This is a genomic window from Pseudomonas oligotrophica (assembly GCF_021726475.1).
In the GTDB taxonomy this organism is placed as follows: Bacteria; Pseudomonadota; Gammaproteobacteria; order Pseudomonadales; family Pseudomonadaceae; genus Stutzerimonas; species Stutzerimonas oligotrophica.
This window is the reverse complement of record NZ_JAKJRU010000005.1, coordinates 371,299-389,938: the sequence shown is the minus strand read 5'-3', so window position 1 is coordinate 389,938 and position 18,640 is coordinate 371,299. Positions and strand designations below refer to the sequence as shown.

Genomic DNA, 18,640 nt, shown 5'->3' with positions numbered 1-18,640 from the left:
CGCTGTTGCCGAAGTGGTTGTTCTCGATGCTGTTGAACAGCGAGTTGTAGATGAACAGGGCCTTGCCTTCGCCGCCGTTGATTTCACCACCGGCGCTGGTGGTCGCCGCCCGGACATCCGCGACGTGGTTATCTTTCAGGGTCGAGTAGGTGATGTTGTTCATCAGGATCCCGTAGCCCTGATCCTCCAGCGACCGGTTGCCTACGACGGTCAGCAGGCGACTCTGCATCAGCGCATAGCCGGTGCGGGTACGGTAGGTAAGGTTGCCGAGCAGCTGATTGTTCTGCGAGTACATGTAGTGCACGCCGTAACGCAGGTCGTGCAGGGTGTTGTTTTCCAGCGTGTTGCCATTGGAGTTGTCGATGAAGATGCCGTCGCGGGTCTGGCTGACGTGGTTGCCGGAAACGAGCGCACCGCTCGCCCGGTACAGGTGAATGCCATTGCCGCGATCCTGCGAGCGCACGCTGTCATCGCCCCGAAGCCGATTACCCAGGATGCGAACGCCACGGGCCGAATCGGAAAAGATGCCGAACCCGGCGCCATCGATGCGGTTGTCGCGTACCACCGTTCCCGCTGCAGCAGGCCGGATGAAGATCGCCGCGTTCATCTCGGTCAGGTTGCGCCCCGCGTTGCGGATCGAACAGCCTTCGAGCACGACGCCGGCAGCGGCAACTTCCAGCGCATTACCCTGCCCTTGCGCGTCCAGGACGGCTCCAGCTGCACAGCGCAGATGCATCGGCCGGTCGATGATGAACTGGCCGGAATACTCCCCGCCAGGCAGCACCCAGCGGTTGTCGCCGGCGGGCTCCAGAGGCAGTTCCGTAATGGGTTTGGGCTGCGCCGTGGCGCAACCGGTAAGGATGAGCAGTACCCAGGGCACCTGGTGGTACTGCCGTCTGACCGCCAGAAGTTTCATTTCATGCCTCGCATGTTCCAGACGCCCCATGTCACCGGAATCTCCCCGGCAACGCCGGGGAGTGCTGGGTTGAAGCGATTTATCCGCTTCGGTGCGCCCCGTCACGCGGGCTCGACGATCATCCTCCCGTTCATTTCCATGTGCAGGGCATGGCAGAAGAAGTTGCAGTAGTACCAGAACACGCCGACCCCTTCGGGTTTGAAGGTAATGGACGATGTCTGCTGCGGGCCGATGGCCATGGTTACGCCCTGGTTGACGATGCAGAAGCCATGGGTCAGATCCTCGATCTTGTCGATGTTGGTAATGGTGATGGTGACTTCATCGCCCTCTTTGACGGTGAACTCGTTGATCCCGTAGCTCGGCGCCATCGACACCATGTACACCCTGACCTTGTTGCCGTCGCGGATGATCTTGTTGTCGGTCTCCAGGTTGATGCCGTCCTTCTCGGCCATCTTCACGGTTTCAGCGAAGTACGGATCGTTGCGGTCCCAGATCTTCTTGGTCTTGATCTGGTCGCGGCGCGCCATGGTGCAGTCATGCGGCTCGGCGAAGGCCGGGCCGTCGTGCACCAGCTTCATCTCATCGCCGGAAATATCGATCAGCTGGTCGTTCTCCGGATGCATCGGGCCGGTCGGCAGGAAACGGTCCTTGGAGAACTTGCTCAGTACCACCAGCCACTGGCCGTCCGCCTCGCGGGACTCGGTCAGCGTGGCGTGGTTATGCCCGGGCTGGTAATGCACATCGAGCTTCTGCTTGATGTAGTTGACCTTCTCGCCCTTGTAGGCACGGATGGCTTCGTCGATGTTCCACTTGACCACCTGGCTGTCGATGAACAGCGTGGTGTAGGCATTGCCGCGGCCATCGAAGGTGGTATGCAGCGGGCCGAGGCCAAGTTCCGGCTCGCCGACCACGACGTCACGCTCGTCCTTCAACTTGCCGGCGAACAACTCGTCGAGCAGCGCCGTGGAGATGATGGTGCAGGTCGGCGACAACTTGCCGGCCGCGATGAAGTACTTGCCATCCGGCGACATGTTGCAACCGTGCGGGTTCTTCGGCACCGGGATGTAGCGCGTGACATTGGTGTCGCCGATCTTGGCCTTGCGGCCATCGACCACGGGTACCTTGCTATCGCCCAGGGTCACGAACTTGCCGTCCTTGATGGCCTTTTCGATCGCCGGGATGTTGTAGACGACCACCCAGTCGCGCTCGTTGCGCATGCTGCCGCCCAGGTCCAGCGCCTTCTCCGAGTTGTAGCAGGTGGACGCGGCGTACTTGCCGGTGTAGTCGGCGTCGCAGTTATCCAGGTTGCCGTCGACGATGACCTGGAAGGCCACTTCCATCGATTCGGCATCGATGGCGTTGAATACCGTGAAGCTGTCTTCGGAATCCAGCGCGATATTGAGGCCGTCGTTCGGATGCGGAATGATGAATTCGGCATTGCAGAACACGTACTTGGTGTACGGCACCTTCTGCAACCGCAGGCCGTGCACCGCCTGCGCGTTGGGAATGGTGACGATCTTGTCGGTCATCATGATATCCAGACGGATACGCGCGACGCGGCTGCAAGCCTTGTCGTTGATGAACAGATACTTGCCGTCATGCTTGCCATCGGTCAGTGACAGGTGCGGGTGGTGGCAATCACCGATCATCCACTTGCCACTGTCGCCCAGCACGCGCTTGCTCTCGTTGGTGAGGCCGTACCCGGTCGCTGGGTCGAGGTTGAACACCGGGATGCGCATGATCTCGCGCATGGACGGCACGCCCATGACGCGCACCTCGCCCTGGTGACCGCCGCTCCAGAAGCCATAGTAGGTATCGAGCTCGCCAGGCCCGACGTGGATCTTGGACTTGGAGTCCTTGGCCGCCGCCGCCCAGCTTTCACGCGTCATCACCGCGCCACCCAGTGCCGTGGCGGCTGCGGCGGCACCGGTCATGGCCGTTGCGCCGAGGAAACCACGACGACTCAAGCCGCTTTTCCCCAGTACTTCGGTGTCGCCTTTACGCTTGTCGCTCATGCTCTACTCCTTTCAGGATGAAATTCGAACCAGCCGATTGAAGGGCGCGCCTGACCAGGGGCTCATGACGTGCACCGTCCAGCTTGGCGCGGCCCGCTTGGCCAAACGCCGGGATCAACGCAACCTGTAGCGAGAACGGGCTTGTGCCGGTCATCCGGCATGGTGACGGCTGTCGTGGCAGATGGTGGTCGACGTCGCCAAGCGCTTCCCCACGGCGAATTCCGCAGCCTGAGGAAAGGCTGGTTCGCCGGCTCGTGGATACCGAGCGGCAGGCTCGGCGGACTTGGCGAACGGAGTTGGCGACGCATCATGACGGCATGCTCTCGCTACGAATGTGTAGGGAGATAATCTGCGTCCATCTGCACCGAAAACAGCGGCAGATAAGGGGAATAAAAGCGTATCAGGCCACTTCCCAAGCGCGCCTACAGGAGGGAGCGGCGTGGGTCCATGACGCGCATCAAGTGGTTCTAACTACGGGCACGCCGACAGCCTTCGAGCTGCGCAGAATTCATGAGGGCAAGACAAGGCTCGGGCAAGGTTCGCAAGCGCAGCGGCCAGTTTTTCCGAGGAATGCACCTACCCGCGTCGCAACGGTCCGCGCCGTTCGCCCGGCCAGGTGTGTGATTGCGTTGGGCACTGGGTATCAATGTCCGGCTTACGCAGTAGCGTTTCGAAGCGTACGTCACCAACCGCACCAGGTAATCGGCGCTCGGCCGAGAGCGGACGCAGGCATACGATTTAGTACGCCCGCCCCTCGCCAGCCTCTTCGTGGGTCACGCCATCGCGAATATGGTAGATGCGCTTGAAGGTGGGAATGATCTTCTCATCGTGCGTGACGACGATGATCGCCGTCTCGAAGGAACGCGCCATCTCGTTGAGGATACGGATGACCGCCATCGCGCGCTCGCTGTCCAGCGGCGCGGTCGGCTCGTCGGCCAGGATCACCGGCGGACGATTGACCAGGCCACGGGCTATCGCCACGCGCTGTTGCTCGCCGCCGGACAACTGCGATGGCATGGCATTGGCCCGATGCCGGACATCCAGTGCGCCCAACAGGTCGAGCGCACGGCTGCGGGCGTCGGCGTTGGGTACGTTGGCCAGCATCGGCAGCAGCGCCACGTTGTCGGTCACGTTGAGGAAGGGGATCAGGTACGGTGCCTGGAACACGAAGCCGATCCTGTCGCGACGCAGGGCGCGCAGGTCGCTGACGCTCCAGCCGTCGTCGTAGATCACCTCGTCGCCCAGGGTCATCCGCCCGGCCGTGGGTTCGATGACCGCGCCCAGGCATTTGAGGAGCGTGCTTTTGCCCGACCCCGAGGGGCCGATCAGCCCCACTACCTCGCCGGGTGCGACATGCATGTTCACCTCTTTCAGGGCGAACACCGCCGTGTCGCCCTCGCCATAGCGCTTGCTCAGCCGTTCGATGCGAATGCCGTTGCCTGCCATGTCAGCCTCCTATGGCCTGCGCCGGATCAACCTTGAGCGCGATACGGATGGCAACCAGGCTGGCCAGCACGCAGATCGCCAGGACGGCGAGGAAGCCGGCGATGGAGTCGCGCGGAATCAGCAGCACATACTTGGGAAACACCGGCGCGGAAAACGTGGCGCTGATCTTGCCCACTGCAAAGCCGATCACCCCCAACGCTATCGCCTGCTGCAGGATCATCGCGGCAATCGTGCGATTGCGCGTGCCGATGAGCTTGAGCACGGCGATCTCGCGAATCTTGTCCATCGTCAGCGAATAGATGATGAAGGCCACGATCGCGGCGCTGACGATGGCCAGGATCACCAGGAACATGCCGATCTGCTTGGCCGATGTCGCGATCAGCTTGCCGACGAGGATCTGCTCCATCTGATCGCGGGTGTATACGGTCAGGCGCTTCCAGCGACGGATGGACTCGGCCACCGCATCCGCCGAATGCCCGGGTTTCAGTGTCACCAGCACGGCGTTGACGTAGGGGTTGGCGACTTGCAGCGCGTTGACGGTTACGAGCATGTCCGACGCCCCGGGGCGATTGAGCTCGAGGTCGGCCGCGGTGCGACGGCGCTCCTGCCAGATCGCATCGTTGTCCTTGAGGAACTGGGCCTGCTGCGCATCCTTGAGCGCAATGAACACCATCGGATCGCCGCTGGAGGACACCATGCGCCGGGTCAGGCCCACGACCGTGTATTGATTGCGGCGAATCGTCAGCCGGTCTCCCAGCTGGAACCCGGTGGCGACATCGGCCACCGCCTCGTAGTGCCCGCGGGTGATCTGGCGCCCGGCGACCAGGTAGGCCGGCCAGCCGGGCGTCACACCCGGCGAGCCCGGCGCGATACCGACCACCATGGCGCGCACATCGCTCGCACCCTTGCGTACCTGCATGGTCAGGTAGGTGGCATTCGCCGCCTGGGAAACCCCCGGCATGGCCAGGATCGTACGGTACAGGTCGTCGTGGATGCTGGATGATTCGGCGTAAGGCCCCAAGGTGTCCCGCTGCACGACCCACAGATCGGCGCCGCTGTTGTCCAGCAGCACCTTGCCGTCATCGACCATGCCGCGATACAGCCCGGCCATGACCAGCGTGACACCGATCAACAGGCCCAGGCCCACACCGGTGAAGACGAACTTGCCCCAGACATGCAGGATGTCGCGCCCGGCGAGACTGATCATCTCGGCGCGCCCACGATGTGCTCGACGACCTGCACGCGGTGGTGCGCCGCCAGCGCCTTCTCGCTATACACCACGATCCGGTCGCCGCGCTCGAGGCCTGCCGCAACCTGCACATAGCCATCCAGGTCGGCGGCACCGAGACGGACCGGCGCGAACCGCAAGCCCCGCTCCATGAGCTGCCAGACACCTGTGGTCTCGTGCTCACGCCTGATCGCGGCGTTGGGAATGACCAGCGCGGCAGGCAGCGCGGGCATGTCGACCGTGACCTCTGCCAGCTCCCCCACCGACGGCAGCGGTTCGGGCAGCGTCTGGAAGACCACCTTGGCCAGCAGTTCCTCGGTTACCGCATCGGCCATCGGCTCCACCCGAAGTACCCGTCCGTGCAGCACCTGGCCGCCACGCGAGCGCAGCACGACCCGAGCCGGCAGATCCTGCGCCAAGCCGGCGGCACCGACCTGGTCAAAGCGAACATTGACCCAGTAGCTGCCCGGGTCAATGACGTTCACCACGGCCTGCCCGGCGACGATCGCCGAGCCGGGATCAGCCGTTCGCTCAGCCACCAGGCCGTCCACCGGAGCGATCAGGCGCAAATCCGCGCGCTGCGCCAACAGCACTTCTTGCTCGGCCCTGGCGCGCGCCAGCTGTTCTTCGGCAGCGGTCAGCGCCGTCTCGGCTATCCGCAGCTCGTGGCGCTTCGTTGCAGCATTCTCCTCGCTGGTCGCCCGCGCCTCATACAACCGTGCGTAGCGTCCAGCCTGGGTGCTGGCGTAACGCTGCCGTTGCTGAGCTTCACGCAAGGCCGCCTCGGCAGCCTTGACGGTCGATGCCTGCGCGGCAATCCGCTTGTCCAGGTCGACCGGGTCCATCTCCCCGATCACCTGTCCGGCAATGACATGATCGCCAACCTGCACGGAGAGGCGCAGCAGGCGCCCGGTCGAAGTGGGACCGATCCTGTAGGTGTAGCGCGCCTCGACGGTGCCGATGCCAAACAGTGCCGGCGCCAACGAGCGCGACTCCACAGGCGCGACCGTTACCGCAACGGGTGCGAGAGGACCGGAACGCAACGCCACATAGCCGAACAAGCCCGCCAACGGCACCACGACCGCCAGCAGCACCAGCACGCGACGGTGCAGGATCGGCCGTTTCATGCGGCCGCCTCGATGCCACGCCGGTAGACCGCGAAGACGCGCGGTGCATCGCGTCGGATTCGCTGCATATCGCCGTCGAGCATCGACTGCATCACCAGCCCCTGGATCGTGCCGATGAAAAGCATTGCCGCGGCTTCGTCATCCAGTTCACCAGACAGTTCGCCGTTCGCTTTGCCCTTCTCGATAAGCAGCTTCAGGCGCTCGGCATAACGCCTGATCAACGTCTGCACCATGCGCTTGGCAGCCGACGATTCGGCGCGCTGAAGTTCGCCGAAGATCATGCGCGGCACGCCCGGATGCTCGGCCACGAAGTCGACGTGGCTCATGAACATCGCCTCCATCGCCTCGAGCGCCGACTCGATGCCGCGAGCCGCACGGTCTATGCGGGCGAGCAGACGTTCGGCCACCCACTCCATCGTCGCCTGCCAAATGGCGTCCTTGTTCGCGAAATGCCGAAACAGCGCGCCCTGGGTTACATGCATGTGCTTGGCAATCGCGGCGGTGGTGATCTCGCTGGGATTGTTCGATCCGGCGAGCTCCACGACCGCCTCGATCGTTACAGCGCGACGCTCGTCGGCGGGGAGATGTTTCGGAGGGTTGTCCATGAGTCACCTAAAGATAGTAATCGATTACTATCTTAGCGCTCGAACCTGGAATTGCAATGGTCGTGACGCCCATCGAACCAAGGCCGCTCGCTTTATGGTGCTGTCTCGCCGAGGCGCGAGGCCTATCGGGACAGCGAATAGTGGAGCGGACGCGGAATCGCATCGCCCCAAGAAGATTGGCTTGCCATATCGAATGCAGCGATTGCTGGTGCAGCGCCGCGTACTGGCGCGCGGCTCAACATGGCACCCGCCACAGCTGGTCAAGGCGCGTAGTGAACGACTGGCTGATCATATCCCGTCGTATTCCCCACTCCGGGCTGGCCACCACGCGCCCCGGACGCAGGGTGCCACGCCCCCAGCGCGCGTTGATCTGATCAACACTGTCATCAGGCGCTCGGTTTCCAGCGGCTGCGTCGTGGCGAACAGATCATCTTGATCTGTCCCCGTCTGAGTGGACCCTGACTTAAGGTGGATAATGCCACCGCAAGGAGTGTTCATGCCCCAGACCAAGCGATGTTTTCCCGAATCTTTCAAACGCGAGGCGATAGACCAAGTGCTTGCCGGTACACCGCTTCGTCATGTAACCGAGACGCTGCGCATCGCTGAAAGCCTCTTGGGCAACTGTAGCGCCGATGTGCCGGCCATGGGGCATGCGTGTGGTCGACACCGGGTTGCTCGACTGATGCGCGAAGCCGGTCTGCGCGCTCGCTCGCGCAAGCGCTGGCGGCTGGTTTCCAGCAGTCATCATGTTTCTGCCGATTGCCCCGAACCACCTGGATCGCCAGTTCGCCTCGGATCACGCCAATCGGCACTGGGTCTCGAACATGACCTACGTGCGGATGGCCTAAGGCTGGCTGCATCGGCCGTCGTGCTCGATCTCTATTCACTCGCCGTCGTCGGTTGGGCGATGCACCACCGGATGCGGCAGGCCCTGATGCACGCTGCTCTGGCACGCCGACAGCCGAAAGAAGAAGTGCTGCTACACCCGGATCGTGCAGCCAATACTGCGCGTACGACTACCAGGTCTTGCTTCGGCGGCATCCTCCAGGCATAAAAAAATCCAGTCACCGCTAAGTGACTGGATTTTCTAGGGATTTTTTGGTCGGGACGGAGTGATTCGAACACTCGACCCCTTGCACCCCATGCAAGTGCGCTACCAGGCTGCGCTACGCCCCGACATTGTCTTCCCTTTCAGGAAAGCGCGCTAACTATATACTAAGCAACTGAATTGCGAAAGGTTTTTTCGATTCGCTTTTCATTTCGCCAGGACTTGGCGAACCTCCTCCAGCTCGACAAGCATCTGCCGAATCAGTTGCCGGTACTGGGTGACATCGTCACGTGCTTCATCACCCGAAAGGCGTTGCCGTGCGCCGCCGATAGTGAAGCCCTGCTCGTAGAGAAGCGCCCGGATCTGTCTGATCATCAGCACATCCTGGCGTTGGTAATAGCGACGATTACCTCGCCTTTTGACGGGACTCAGTTGCGGGAACTCCTGCTCCCAGTAACGCAGTACGTGGGGCTTGACTGCGCACAGCTCGCTGACTTCACCAATGGTGAAGTAACGCTTGCCGGGGATCGGCGGCAGTTCGTCGTTATGGCTTGGTTCCAGCATAGGCTTCGACTCTAGCTTTGAGTTTCTGGCCGGGGCGGAAGGTGACGACACGGCGAGCAGTGATGGGGATCTCCTCGCCGGTCTTCGGATTACGGCCCGGACGCTGGCGCTTGTCGCGCAGATCGAAGTTGCCGAAACCGGACAACTTCACCTGCTCGTTATGCTCCAGTGCTTGCCGTATCTCTTCAAAAAACAGCTCGACCAGTTCCTTGGCCTCACGCTTGTTCAGGCCTAGCTCTTCATATAGACGTTCGGCCATTTCAGCTTTCGTCAGAGCCCCCATACGCTATTTCCTTAACGTGGCATTGAACCTTTCTTCCAGATTAGTGAGGATCCGTCCCATCGCGGCGGTGACCTCATCGTCGTTAAGAGTGCGCGCGGAATGCTGCCAGGTCAAGCCGACTGCCATACTTTTGCTAGACGGATCAATGCCTTTGCCCTGATAAACGTCAAAAAGTCTCAAGTCGCGCAGCGTCTCGCCCGCTGCCTCACGGATGCAGGCCAGTATCTGCTCGGCCGGAACGTTGCGCTCGACCAGGATCGCCAGATCACGCCGAACCTCCGGGAAGCGCGACAGCTCCTGGAATGTCGGCAAGCGCCCTTCGCACAGCTCGGCAAGCGAGATCTCGAATACGTAGATCTGCTGTTCGATGCCCAACTCCTTGGCGATCTGCGGATGAAGCGCGCCAAGATGCCCAACCAAGCGACCATCACGCTCTATGCGTGCCGCCTGCCCCGGATGCAAGACGGGCAGCTCGCCGCGAACGAAGTGGAAAGCACCAGCCGCCCCGGCACTGCCAAGCAGTGCCTCGACATCGGCCTTCAGGTCGAAGAAGTCCACCTCGGCCGACTCATGAGCCCAACCTTCCGGCATCCGACGGCCGCAGATCACACCGGCCAGCATGGTTTCCTGGCGCAAATCGTCCAGCTGGCCGACGAAGCGCAGGCCGGCTTCGAACAGGCGCACGCGCGATTGTTGACGGTTGAGGTTGTACTGCAGCGCCTTGACCAGGCCCGGCAGCAGAGAGGCGCGCATCGCCGCCATGTCGGCGGAGATCGGGTTGGCCAGCTGCAGCGGCGCGACCCCTGGCGTGAACAGCTCGAACAGCTTCGGATCGATGAAGCTGTAGGTGATCGCCTCGTGATAGCCGCGCGCAACGAGCAGGCGGCGCAGCGCTGGCAGCTCGGCACGGGCTTCCGGACGTACCTCGGGCGCCAGGCGTGCCTGCGGATAGCGGGTCGGCAGCAGGTCATAGCCGTAGAGGCGGCCCAGCTCCTCGATGAGATCGACCTCGAGGGCGACATCGAAGCGATGGCTCGGCACACCGACCTGCCAGACACCGGCCGCCTGCTCCTGCACGGTGAATCCCAGTGCGCGCAGTATCGCGACGATGCGATCCGGCTCCATCGAAAGACCGAGCATCTGATCGACGCGTTCTGCACGCAGGGTGATCGGCTGTGGCTGCGGCAGGTGTTCGGCGCTGCTCGCCTCGACAACCGGTCCCGCAGCGCCGCCGACGATCTCGAGCAACAGCGCGGTCGCACGCTCGATCGCCCGCTTGGCCATCTGCGGATCGACCCCACGCTCGTAGCGATGGGATGCGTCCGTATGCAGGCCATAGGATCGCGCCCTGCCCGCCAGGGCGATCGGGTCGAAGAAGGCGCTTTCCAAGAACAGATCGGTCGTCTCGCTGGAAATGCCGCTGTGCTCACCGCCCATGATGCCGGCCATGGCCAATGCGCGACGGTGGTCGGCGATCACCAGGGTATCCGACCGCAACACGACTTCCTGCCCGTCGAGCAGGACAAGCGTCTCGCCCTCCTCGGCCATGCGTACGCGGATGCCGCCCTCGATCTGCTTGAGATCGAAGGCGTGCAGCGGCTGGCCAAGCTCCACCATCACGTAGTTGGTGACATCCACCACCGCATCGATGCTGCGAATACCGGAACGACGCAGGCGCTCGACCAGCCACAACGGCGAAGCGCGGGAAACGTCGACATTGCGAATGACGCGCCCCAGATAGCGCGGGCAGGCTTGAGGCGCCGACACCTCGACAGGGCGGGAATCGTTGACCGAAACCGGATTGTCCGGCGTCTCGACCTCGGTTACCGAGGCGCCGTAGATCGCACCCACCTCACGCGCCAGACCGGTAATGGACAAGCAGTCGCCACGATTGGGCGTCAGGCCGATCTCGATGCTGACATCGTCAAGCCCGAGGTAGCTGCGCAGGTCCTGCCCCACAGGCGCCCCGGCAACCAGTTCCATCAGGCCGCCATGATCCTCGCTGAGCTTCAGCTCGGCTTCCGAACACAGCATGCCGTTCGACTCGACGCCGCGCAGCTTGGCCTTCTTGATCTTGAAGTCACCCGGCAGCACCGCACCAATCTGAGCGAAAGGCACTTTCAATCCTGGCCGCACGTTCGGCGCGCCGCAAACCACCTGGAAGACGTCCTTGCCATCGCTGACCTGGCACACGCGCAGTTTGTCGGCATCAGGGTGCTGCTCGGTCGAGACGACCTCGCCGACCACCACCCCACTGAAAGAACCGGCAACTGGCTCAACTGCATCGACTTCGAGCCCGACCATGGATAGACGGGCCACCAGCTCGTCACGGGAAACCGTCGGGTTCACCCAGGCGCGCAGCCACTGCTCACTGAATTTCATTCTGCTCTCCTAGAATTCTTGAAAACGGCACTAGCGAAATTGCGCAAGAAACCGCAGGTCGTTATCGAAGAACAGACGCAAGTCGTTGACGCCGTAGCGCAGCATGGCCAGCCGCTCTACGCCCATGCCGAAGGCGAAGCCCTGGTATTTCTCGGGGTCGATGCCGGACATGCGCAAGACGTTCGGATGCACCATGCCGCACCCCATCACTTCCAGCCAGCCGGTCTGCTTGCACACCCGACAACCCTTGCCGCTGCACATCACGCACTGCATATCCACTTCGGCCGAGGGTTCGGTGAAGGGGAAGAACGAAGGCCGGAAACGCACGCCGAGCGGCTTCTCGAAGAACACGCGCAGGAACTGCTCGATGGTGCCCTTGAGGTCGGCGAAGCTGATGCCCTCGTCGACCAGCAGCCCTTCGACCTGATGAAACATCGGCGAATGGGTGATATCCGAGTCGCAGCGATACACGCGTCCAGGGCAGACGATACGGATGGGGGGCTGTTGCGCCTCCATCGTGCGCACCTGCACCGGCGACGTGTGGGTACGCAACAGCATGTTCGCATTGAAATAGAAGGTGTCATGCATGGCGCGGGCGGGATGGTGCCCCGGGATGTTGAGCGCCTCGAAGTTGTGATAGTCGTCCTCGACCTCGGGCCCTTCGGCGATACCATATCCGATGTGCGTGAAGAACTGCTCGATACGCTCCAGCGTACGGGTCACCGGATGCAACCCGCCAGACTGCTGGCCGCGCCCCGGCAATGTCACATCGATGCGCTCAGCCGCCAACCGGTTGTTCAGCTCGGTTTCCTCGAGCGCGAGCTTGCGCGCCGAGAGGGCATCCTGCACCTGGGTCTTGGCAGCATTGATCTGCGCACCAGCCCTGGGCCGTTCCTCGGCAGACAGACGACCGAGGGTCTGCATCAGCTGGGTCAACTCGCCCTTCTTGCCCAGGTACTGGACCCGGAGCTGTTCCAGAGCATTGATATCTTCGCACTGCTGCACCGCCTCGAGCGCTTGCGAGACCAGTGCCTCCAGGTTTTCCATTTACAACCTCCCGAGGTTCTTGCAGAACCGCACCGGAACCCGTCGGGTTGCCCGTGCACTTTTGCAAAAGCCTCCTCAGATACGAAATAGGGGAAGAGCCTAAGACTCTTCCCCTATCGGTGACATCCGCAGCGAATCGCTGGATTCGCGACAGTCGGAGCTTAGGCCAGGGAGGCTTTGGCTTTTTCGACGATCACAGCGAATGCCGCTTTTTCGTTCACTGCCAGATCGGCCAGAACCTTGCGGTCGATCTCGATGGCTGCCTTCTTCAGACCGGCGATGAAACGGCTGTAGGACAGACCGTTAACACGAGCACCAGCATTGATACGGGCAATCCACAGAGCGCGGAACTGACGCTTGCGCTGACGACGGTCACGGTAGGCGTACTGGCCAGCCTTGATCACCGCCTGCTTGGCAACGCGGAATACGCGCGAACGCGCACCGTAGTAGCCTTTGGCGAGTTTCAGAATTTTCTTGTGACGGCGACGAGCGATGACGCCACGCTTAACACGAGCCATGAGTTATTCCTCTGAGTCTTGACCGGATCAACGAACGCGCAGCATGCGCTCCACTTTTGCAACGTCGGACGGGTGCACTTGCGAGCAACCGCGCAGCTGACGCTTACGCTTGGTGGTCATCTTGGTCAGGATGTGGCTCTTGAAGGCGTGCTTGTGCTTGAAGCCGTTCGCAGTCTTCTTGAAGCGCTTTGCAGCACCACTCTTGGTTTTCATCTTTGGCATGTTCGTACTCCGCATTCAATAACAACAGTCAACCATCAGGCCTGCCAGTGCCCGGGAGGTTACTTACGCTTCTTGGGAGCGATGACCATCATCAGCTGGCGTCCTTCCAGCTTGGGATGCTGTTCGACGGTACCAATCTCGATCAGGTCAGCTTCGACCCGCTTGAGCAGTTCCATCCCCAGCTCCTGGTGAGCCATCTCGCGGCCGCGGAATCGCAAGGAAACCTTGGCCTTGTCCCCATCTTCAAGGAAACGTACCAGGTTGCGTAGCTTTACCTGGTAATCCCCTTCTTCCGTCCCTGGACGAAACTTGATTTCTTTGATCTGTTGCTGATGCTGGTTCTTCTTCGCAGCAGCAGCCTGCTTCTTCTTCTCGAAAAGGTGCTTGCCGTAATCCATGATCCGGCAGACCGGGGGATTCGCATCCGCGGAAATCTCCACCAGGTCCAGCTTTGCCTCTTCGGCGACACGCAACGCTTCATCAATCGAGACGATGCCAATCTGCTCGCCGTCGCTACCGATCAGGCGCACTTCGCGCGCAGTGATGTTCTCGTTGATCGGTGCCTTGGGCTGAGCTCTTCTATCCTGTCTCATTTCACGCTTAATAGTCATTACTCCGATTCTTGGCGACCACGCCGGGAAACCGCCTGTGCGAGCAGCTGGGCGAACTGTTCGAGCGGCATGGAGCCCATATCGACGCCTTCGCGGGTGCGCACAGCAACGGATCGTGTTTCGACTTCCCGATCCCCAATAACCAAGAGATAGGGTGTCTTGAGCAAAGTATGCTCGCGGATTTTAAAGCCGATCTTCTCGTTTCTCAAGTCAGCCTTGACACGGAAGCCGCCCTGGGAGAGCACCTTCTCGGCCTCCAGCGCGAAATCAGCCTGTTTGTCGGTGATATTCATGATCACCGCCTGGGTTGGCGCCAGCCAGGCCGGGAAGGCCCCTTCGTAATGCTCGATCAGTATGCCGATGAAGCGCTCGAACGACCCCAGGATCGCCCGATGCAGCATCACCGGGTGCTGGCGATCGTTGTTCTCGCTGACGTATTCGGCGCCCAAGCGGATCGGCAGGTTGAAATCCAGCTGCAGCGTACCGCACTGCCAGACGCGCCCCAGGCAATCCTTGAGCGAGAACTCGATCTTCGGACCGTAGAAAGCACCCTCGCCCGGCTGCAGCTCATAGGGCAGCTGCGCGCTGTCGAGCGCCGCAGCCAGCGCCGCCTCGGCACGATCCCACAGCTCATCGGAACCCACGCGCTTTTCCGGACGGGTCGACAGCTTGAGCTGGATATCACTGAAGCCGAAGTCGGCATAGACCGCCTGCGTCAGCTTGATGAACGCTGCGGACTCCGATTGCATCTGCTCTTCGGTACAGAAGATATGCGCATCGTCCTGGGTGAAACCGCGCACGCGCATGATGCCGTGCAGCGCACCCGACGGCTCGTTGCGATGGCAGGCGCCGAACTCGGCGAGACGCAGGGGCAGCTCGCGATAGCTCTTCAAGCCCTGGTTGTAGACCTGCACGTGGCATGGGCAGTTCATCGGCTTGATGGCGTAGTCGCGGCTCTCCGACTCGGTGGTGAACATGTTCTCTGCATAGTTCGCCCAGTGGCCGGACTTCTCCCAGAGCACCCGATCGACCACCTGCGGGGTACGGATCTCCAGGTAGCCGTTCTCGCGCTGCACCTGCCGCATGTACTGCTCGAGCACCTGGTAGAGCGTCCAGCCATTGGGATGCCAGAACACCATGCCGGGCGCTTCTTCCTGCGTATGGAACAGATCCAGTCGCTTGCCGATCTTGCGGTGGTCGCGCTTCTCGGCCTCTTCGATGCGCTGGATGTAGGCTGCCAGCTGCTTCTTGTCGGCCCAGGCCGTGCCGTATACCCGCTGGAGCTGCTCGTTCTTGGCGTCGCCGCGCCAGTAGGCACCGGACAGCTTGGTCAGCTTGAATGCCTTGAGAAAGCGCGTATTGGGCACGTGCGGACCACGGCACATGTCCACGTATTCCTCGTGGTGGTAGAGCCCCATCGCCTTCTCGTCGGGCATGTCCTCGACCAGGCGCAGCTTGTAGTCCTCGCCACGCGCGCGGAAGACCTCGACCACCTCGTCGCGCGGAGTCATCTTCTTGATGACATCGTAATCCTTGTCGATCAGCTCCCGCATGCGCTGCTCGATGGCAGCCAGGTCGTCCGGCGTGAAGGGGCGCTCGTAGGCGATGTCGTAATAGAAGCCCTCGTCGATGACCGGACCGATCACCATCTTCGCCGTCGGGTACAACTGCTTGACCGCATGCCCGACCAGGTGGGCACAGGAGTGCCGGATGATCTCCAGCCCTTCCTCATCCTTCGGGGTGATGATCTGCAGCGTGGCGTCCCGCTCGATCAGATCACAGGCGTCGACCAGGCGACCGTCGACCTTGCCGGCGAGCGTCGCCTTGGCCAGGCCCGCACCGATGGATTGCGCCACTTCGGCGACACTGACGGGATGATCGAACGTGCGCTGACTGCCGTCAGGAAGCGTGATGATGGGCATGGCGTCCTCTCCTAGTGGTGACCCCTACCAAAGGCCACGTGGGTTGGGATGAGCCAGTAAAGCGATCCGCCGCACAGCCTGCCGCACATTGGCAGGCGCTCGAGGCACCGAAGCGGACCGAAGTCACTGGAAAAAGGGCTCGGCATGCTTCCAGAAAGGACGGACGCTGGCAAGCAAGCCAAAAAAAAGGGTCGCTTTCGCGACCCTTTTTGATTTGGTAGGCACAATTGGACTCGAACCAACGACCCCCACCATGTCAAGGTGGTGCTCTAACCAACTGAGCTATGTGCCTCCGTTGGGTGCGCATTCTATAGATCCGCCGAAGTGCGTCAAGCACTTTTTTCGCTAAACCCCTGAATTTTTTTGTTTTTCATTTTCGACACGCGCTTTCCATACACCCATTGGCAGTTGCACAAAGGCCTGGCTAGTATCGCGTCAAATATAAACAACGGACGACACGCGATCATGAACACCGCCTACCCGCCCTCCTACTACGCCGCCTCCGCCAATACCGCGCCGCAACGCCGGCAACTGCAGGAATGTGTCGACACCGACGTGTGCGTTATAGGTGCCGGCTACACCGGCCTGTCCGCGGCGCTCTTTCTGGCCGAACGCGGCTACCGAGTCGTCGTGCTGGAGGCCGCCCGGGTCGGTTATGGGGCATCCGGGCGCAACGGCGGCCAGATCGTCAACAGCTACAGCCGTGACCTCGACACCATCGAACGCAGCACCGGCACCCGGGAGGCCGAGCTGATCGGTGCGATGGCATTCGAGGGTGCGCGCATCATCCGCGAGCGAATCGAACGCTACGCGATCGCCTGCGACCTCAAGGACGGAGGACTCTTTGCCGCCCTGACGGCGAAGCAGATGAAACACCTCGAAGCGCAGAAGGCGCTTTGGGAGCGCTATGGCTACCAGCACCTCGAGTTGCTGGACGCCGATGCCGTTCAGCGCGAGGTCGCCACCAATCGCTACGTCGGCGCCATGCTGGACCGACAGGGAGGCCACATCCACCCATTGAACCTCGCCCTGGGTGAGGCGGCGGCGGTGGAAAGCCTGGGCGGACGCATTCATGAACACTCGCCGGCCATTCGCATCGAAAGAGGCGCACGCCCAACCGTCCACACGCCAGAGGGGCAGGTACGAGCCGACTTTATCGTCGTCGCCGGCAATGCCTACCTCGGCAACCTGGTCCCGGAGCTTGCGGCAAAATCGATGCCCTGCGGCTCGCAAGTCATCACCACCGAACCCTTGCCCGAGGAGATCGCACACGCCCTGCTGCCACACGACTACTGCGTCGAGGACTGCAACTATCTGCTTGATTACTACCGGCTCTCGGCCGACCGACGCCTTATCTATGGCGGCGGGGTGGTCTATGGCGCCCGCGATCCGGCCGACGTGACCGCGATCATCCGCCCGAAGATGCTGGCGACCTTCCCCCAGCTGCGCGAGACGAAAATCGAATTCGCCTGGACGGGCAATTTCCTGCTAACCCTGTCGCGACTTCCCCAGGTCGGCCGGCTTGGCGACAACATCTACTATTCCCAGGGCTGCAGCGGGCACGGGGTGACCTACACGCACCTTGCCGGCAAGGTGCTGGCCGAGGCCATCAGCGGGCAAGCCGAGCGTTTCGATGCTTTCGCCGGCCTACGCCACTACCCCTTCCCAGGCGGGCAGCGCTTTCGTGCCCCGATCAGCGCACTGGGCGCGTTCTATTATTCGCTACGCGATCGGCTCGGTTTCTGAGCCCGGCAGCGAGGCGTGCAGCACCGTCTCGCCCGCCGCTCAGGGCACCGGGCAGGCCGGAAGGCGAGAGCAGGATTGGCTCGACCGGCGCACTGACGGCAGCCCGCCAGACATCTCCTGCCGCGGCGCAAGCCTGCGGGCACAGGCAAGCGCTGCCTGCGCCTGCACGTCGCAGCCCTGCTCGCCCAGCAATTGGGACAGGTTGTACCAGCCGGGCGCGAACTCCGGGTCGCGGTCGAGCGCACGGCGGAATGCTCCCTCCGCCTGCGAGTACTGCTGCGCCGCATAGTGGCTGTTGCCCAGGGCGAACCAGGACAGCGCCCCGCCCCAATGCTCGGCAGCGGTCCGATTGGCCTGCCTCGCCAGCGACGCCCGCCCGGTCTGCTCGAGATCACTGGCAGCGCGCAGCCAGGTGAGCTCCTGCGCCGTGGCCGGCAGCCGGTCGACAGGCACCGTCACGACAGCCCAACGCTCACCCTTGGCCCAGGAGCGCTCGAATTGGGCAAAGCTTCCGACCCATCGCTTCGTCGTGCCGGAACGCAGGATGACCTGCTGGGTCGCCAGGTCGTAACCCACCATCACCGCGAAATGCCATTGGGGCCAACTGTCGAAGGCGAGATTCTGCAGCACCAGCACCGGATTGCCGGCCGCGACCTCGGCAAGCACCGCCTCCAGCCGAGGCTGCAACGGATACACCAGCAAGCCGGCTGCCCGGGCTGCCGCAACCATCTCCACCTGCAGGCTACCCTTGCGCTTCGGCAAGTACACCTGATCGACCAGTTCGTCCGGACCGGCATCTATCCCGCGCTGGGTCAGCATGGTCGCCAGGGCAGCCGGGCCGCACTGGTAGTCTTCCTGGGGAAAGAAGGGAACCTCGGTCAGCTCGACGTGGGCCGGGAGCTGACCCTCATCGATCTGCAGCATGCGCTGTGCGCAGCCGCCGAGCACGGCGGTCACGCA

The 18,640-nt window shown here is 62.3% G+C and carries 17 protein-coding genes, 2 tRNA genes and 1 pseudogene; 2 read left to right on the top strand and 18 right to left on the bottom strand.

Annotation, left to right across the window (positions count from 1 at the left end; translation table 11 throughout):
• The 7 genes and pseudogenes from L3N39_RS13150 to L3N39_RS13120 form a co-directional block, all read right to left on the bottom strand.
• Positions 1 to 916: NosD domain-containing protein (locus L3N39_RS13150; protein WP_237257819.1), on the bottom strand; the 916-nt coding region annotated here is incomplete at its 3' end.
• Positions 917 to 1,017: 101 nt separating this feature from the next.
• Positions 1,018 to 2,931 (bottom strand): TAT-dependent nitrous-oxide reductase, encoded by a 1,914-nt coding sequence (nosZ, locus tag L3N39_RS13145; RefSeq protein WP_237257817.1) that lies wholly within the window; start codon positions 2,929 to 2,931, stop codon positions 1,018 to 1,020.
• A 738-nt stretch (positions 2,932 to 3,669) separates the two neighbouring features.
• On the bottom strand, positions 3,670 to 4,377 hold the full coding sequence (locus L3N39_RS13140) for an ABC transporter ATP-binding protein (protein ID WP_237257815.1): 708 nt from the start codon (positions 4,375 to 4,377) through the stop codon (positions 3,670 to 3,672).
• Position 4,378: 1 nt separating this feature from the next.
• Complete coding sequence (locus L3N39_RS13135) at positions 4,379 to 5,584, bottom strand: ABC transporter permease (protein ID WP_237257814.1); 1,206 nt, start codon at positions 5,582 to 5,584, stop codon at positions 4,379 to 4,381.
• A complete protein-coding gene (locus L3N39_RS13130) occupies positions 5,581 to 6,732 on the bottom strand; it encodes an efflux RND transporter periplasmic adaptor subunit (protein WP_237257813.1) in 1,152 nt (383 codons plus the stop codon). The genes L3N39_RS13135 and L3N39_RS13130 overlap by 4 nt, the downstream gene beginning before the upstream one ends.
• Complete coding sequence (locus L3N39_RS13125; RefSeq protein WP_237257811.1) at positions 6,729 to 7,337, bottom strand: TetR/AcrR family transcriptional regulator; 609 nt, start codon at positions 7,335 to 7,337, stop codon at positions 6,729 to 6,731. Before L3N39_RS13125 ends, L3N39_RS13130 begins: the two co-directional genes overlap by 4 nt.
• Positions 7,338 to 7,572: 235 nt before the next feature.
• Positions 7,573 to 7,787 (bottom strand): annotated as a pseudogene (locus L3N39_RS13120) (DUF4113 domain-containing protein); the annotation flags it as partial.
• A 46-nt stretch (positions 7,788 to 7,833) separates the two neighbouring features.
• On the opposite strand from L3N39_RS13120, the gene L3N39_RS13115 reads away from it, so the two are divergent.
• Positions 7,834 to 8,391, top strand: coding sequence for an IS3 family transposase (locus tag L3N39_RS13115; RefSeq protein WP_237257809.1), 558 nt, complete (start codon positions 7,834 to 7,836; stop codon positions 8,389 to 8,391).
• 45 nt (positions 8,392 to 8,436) lie between these two features.
• On the opposite strand, the gene L3N39_RS13110 is transcribed toward L3N39_RS13115, so the two are convergent.
• The 10 genes from L3N39_RS13110 to L3N39_RS13065 all read right to left on the bottom strand — a co-directional run bounded on the left by L3N39_RS13110 (position 8,437) and on the right by L3N39_RS13065 (position 16,226).
• A tRNA-Pro gene (locus L3N39_RS13110) sits at positions 8,437 to 8,513 on the bottom strand.
• 79 nt (positions 8,514 to 8,592) lie between these two features.
• A complete protein-coding gene (locus L3N39_RS13105; protein ID WP_237257807.1) occupies positions 8,593 to 8,949 on the bottom strand; it encodes a MerR family transcriptional regulator in 357 nt (118 codons plus the stop codon).
• Positions 8,930 to 9,232, bottom strand: a complete 303-nt coding sequence (gene ihfA, locus L3N39_RS13100; RefSeq protein ID WP_011913482.1) for an integration host factor subunit alpha — start codon at positions 9,230 to 9,232, stop codon at positions 8,930 to 8,932. Before ihfA ends, L3N39_RS13105 begins: the two co-directional genes overlap by 20 nt.
• 3 nt (positions 9,233 to 9,235) lie before the next feature.
• Positions 9,236 to 11,614 carry a phenylalanine--tRNA ligase subunit beta gene (gene pheT / locus L3N39_RS13095; protein WP_237257805.1) on the bottom strand — a complete coding sequence of 793 codons (2,379 nt, stop codon included), beginning with the start codon at positions 11,612 to 11,614 and terminating at the stop codon, positions 9,236 to 9,238.
• A gap of 30 nt (positions 11,615 to 11,644) precedes the next feature.
• Positions 11,645 to 12,661, bottom strand: coding sequence for a phenylalanine--tRNA ligase subunit alpha (gene pheS, locus L3N39_RS13090; RefSeq protein WP_237257804.1), 1,017 nt, complete (start codon positions 12,659 to 12,661; stop codon positions 11,645 to 11,647).
• 161 nt (positions 12,662 to 12,822) lie between these two features.
• A complete protein-coding gene (gene rplT, locus L3N39_RS13085; protein WP_237257803.1) occupies positions 12,823 to 13,179 on the bottom strand; it encodes a 50S ribosomal protein L20 in 357 nt (118 codons plus the stop codon).
• A 27-nt stretch (positions 13,180 to 13,206) separates the two neighbouring features.
• On the bottom strand, positions 13,207 to 13,401 hold the full coding sequence (rpmI, locus tag L3N39_RS13080; protein WP_003298367.1) for a 50S ribosomal protein L35: 195 nt from the start codon (positions 13,399 to 13,401) through the stop codon (positions 13,207 to 13,209).
• A 59-nt stretch (positions 13,402 to 13,460) separates the two neighbouring features.
• Entirely contained in the window at positions 13,461 to 14,012 is a 552-nt protein-coding gene (gene infC, locus L3N39_RS13075) for a translation initiation factor IF-3 (RefSeq protein ID WP_237257802.1), read from the bottom strand.
• Positions 14,012 to 15,934 (bottom strand): threonine--tRNA ligase, encoded by a 1,923-nt coding sequence (gene thrS / locus L3N39_RS13070; RefSeq protein ID WP_237257800.1) that lies wholly within the window; start codon positions 15,932 to 15,934, stop codon positions 14,012 to 14,014. Before thrS ends, infC begins: the two co-directional genes overlap by 1 nt.
• Before the next feature lie 215 nt (positions 15,935 to 16,149).
• Positions 16,150 to 16,226, bottom strand: a tRNA-Val gene (locus L3N39_RS13065).
• A gap of 170 nt (positions 16,227 to 16,396) precedes the next feature.
• Here L3N39_RS13065 and L3N39_RS13060 point away from each other — a divergent pair.
• Positions 16,397 to 17,680, top strand: coding sequence for an NAD(P)/FAD-dependent oxidoreductase (locus tag L3N39_RS13060; RefSeq protein WP_237257839.1), 1,284 nt, complete (start codon positions 16,397 to 16,399; stop codon positions 17,678 to 17,680).
• 39 nt (positions 17,681 to 17,719) lie between these two features.
• Here the strand turns inward: L3N39_RS13060 and L3N39_RS13055 are convergent, their stop codons facing one another.
• Entirely contained in the window at positions 17,720 to 18,604 is an 885-nt protein-coding gene (locus L3N39_RS13055; protein WP_237257798.1) for a PA2778 family cysteine peptidase, read from the bottom strand.
• Positions 18,605 to 18,640 lie beyond the last annotated feature (36 nt).

Excerpts from the sequence above, each read along its gene's own strand:
- nosZ (WP_237257817.1), bottom strand. The coding sequence starts at position 2,931 with ATGAGCGACAAGCGTAAAGGCGACACCGAAGTACTGGGGAAAAGCGGC.
- L3N39_RS13140 (WP_237257815.1), bottom strand. The coding sequence starts at position 4,377 with ATGGCAGGCAACGGCATTCGCATCGAACGGCTGAGCAAGCGCTATGGC.
- L3N39_RS13135 (WP_237257814.1), bottom strand. The coding sequence starts at position 5,584 with ATGATCAGTCTCGCCGGGCGCGACATCCTGCATGTCTGGGGCAAGTTC.
- L3N39_RS13130 (WP_237257813.1), bottom strand. The coding sequence starts at position 6,732 with ATGAAACGGCCGATCCTGCACCGTCGCGTGCTGGTGCTGCTGGCGGTC.
- L3N39_RS13125 (WP_237257811.1), bottom strand. The coding sequence starts at position 7,337 with ATGGACAACCCTCCGAAACATCTCCCCGCCGACGAGCGTCGCGCTGTA.
- L3N39_RS13115 (WP_237257809.1), top strand. The coding sequence starts at position 7,834 with ATGCCCCAGACCAAGCGATGTTTTCCCGAATCTTTCAAACGCGAGGCG.
- L3N39_RS13105 (WP_237257807.1), bottom strand. The coding sequence starts at position 8,949 with ATGCTGGAACCAAGCCATAACGACGAACTGCCGCCGATCCCCGGCAAG.
- ihfA (WP_011913482.1), bottom strand. The coding sequence starts at position 9,232 with ATGGGGGCTCTGACGAAAGCTGAAATGGCCGAACGTCTATATGAAGAG.
- pheT (WP_237257805.1), bottom strand. The coding sequence starts at position 11,614 with ATGAAATTCAGTGAGCAGTGGCTGCGCGCCTGGGTGAACCCGACGGTT.
- pheS (WP_237257804.1), bottom strand. The coding sequence starts at position 12,661 with ATGGAAAACCTGGAGGCACTGGTCTCGCAAGCGCTCGAGGCGGTGCAG.
- rplT (WP_237257803.1), bottom strand. The coding sequence starts at position 13,179 with ATGGCTCGTGTTAAGCGTGGCGTCATCGCTCGTCGCCGTCACAAGAAA.
- rpmI (WP_003298367.1), bottom strand. The coding sequence starts at position 13,401 with ATGCCAAAGATGAAAACCAAGAGTGGTGCTGCAAAGCGCTTCAAGAAG.
- infC (WP_237257802.1), bottom strand. The coding sequence starts at position 14,012 with ATGACTATTAAGCGTGAAATGAGACAGGATAGAAGAGCTCAGCCCAAG.
- thrS (WP_237257800.1), bottom strand. The coding sequence starts at position 15,934 with ATGCCCATCATCACGCTTCCTGACGGCAGTCAGCGCACGTTCGATCAT.
- L3N39_RS13055 (WP_237257798.1), bottom strand. The coding sequence starts at position 18,604 with ATGCTGCAGATCGATGAGGGTCAGCTCCCGGCCCACGTCGAGCTGACC.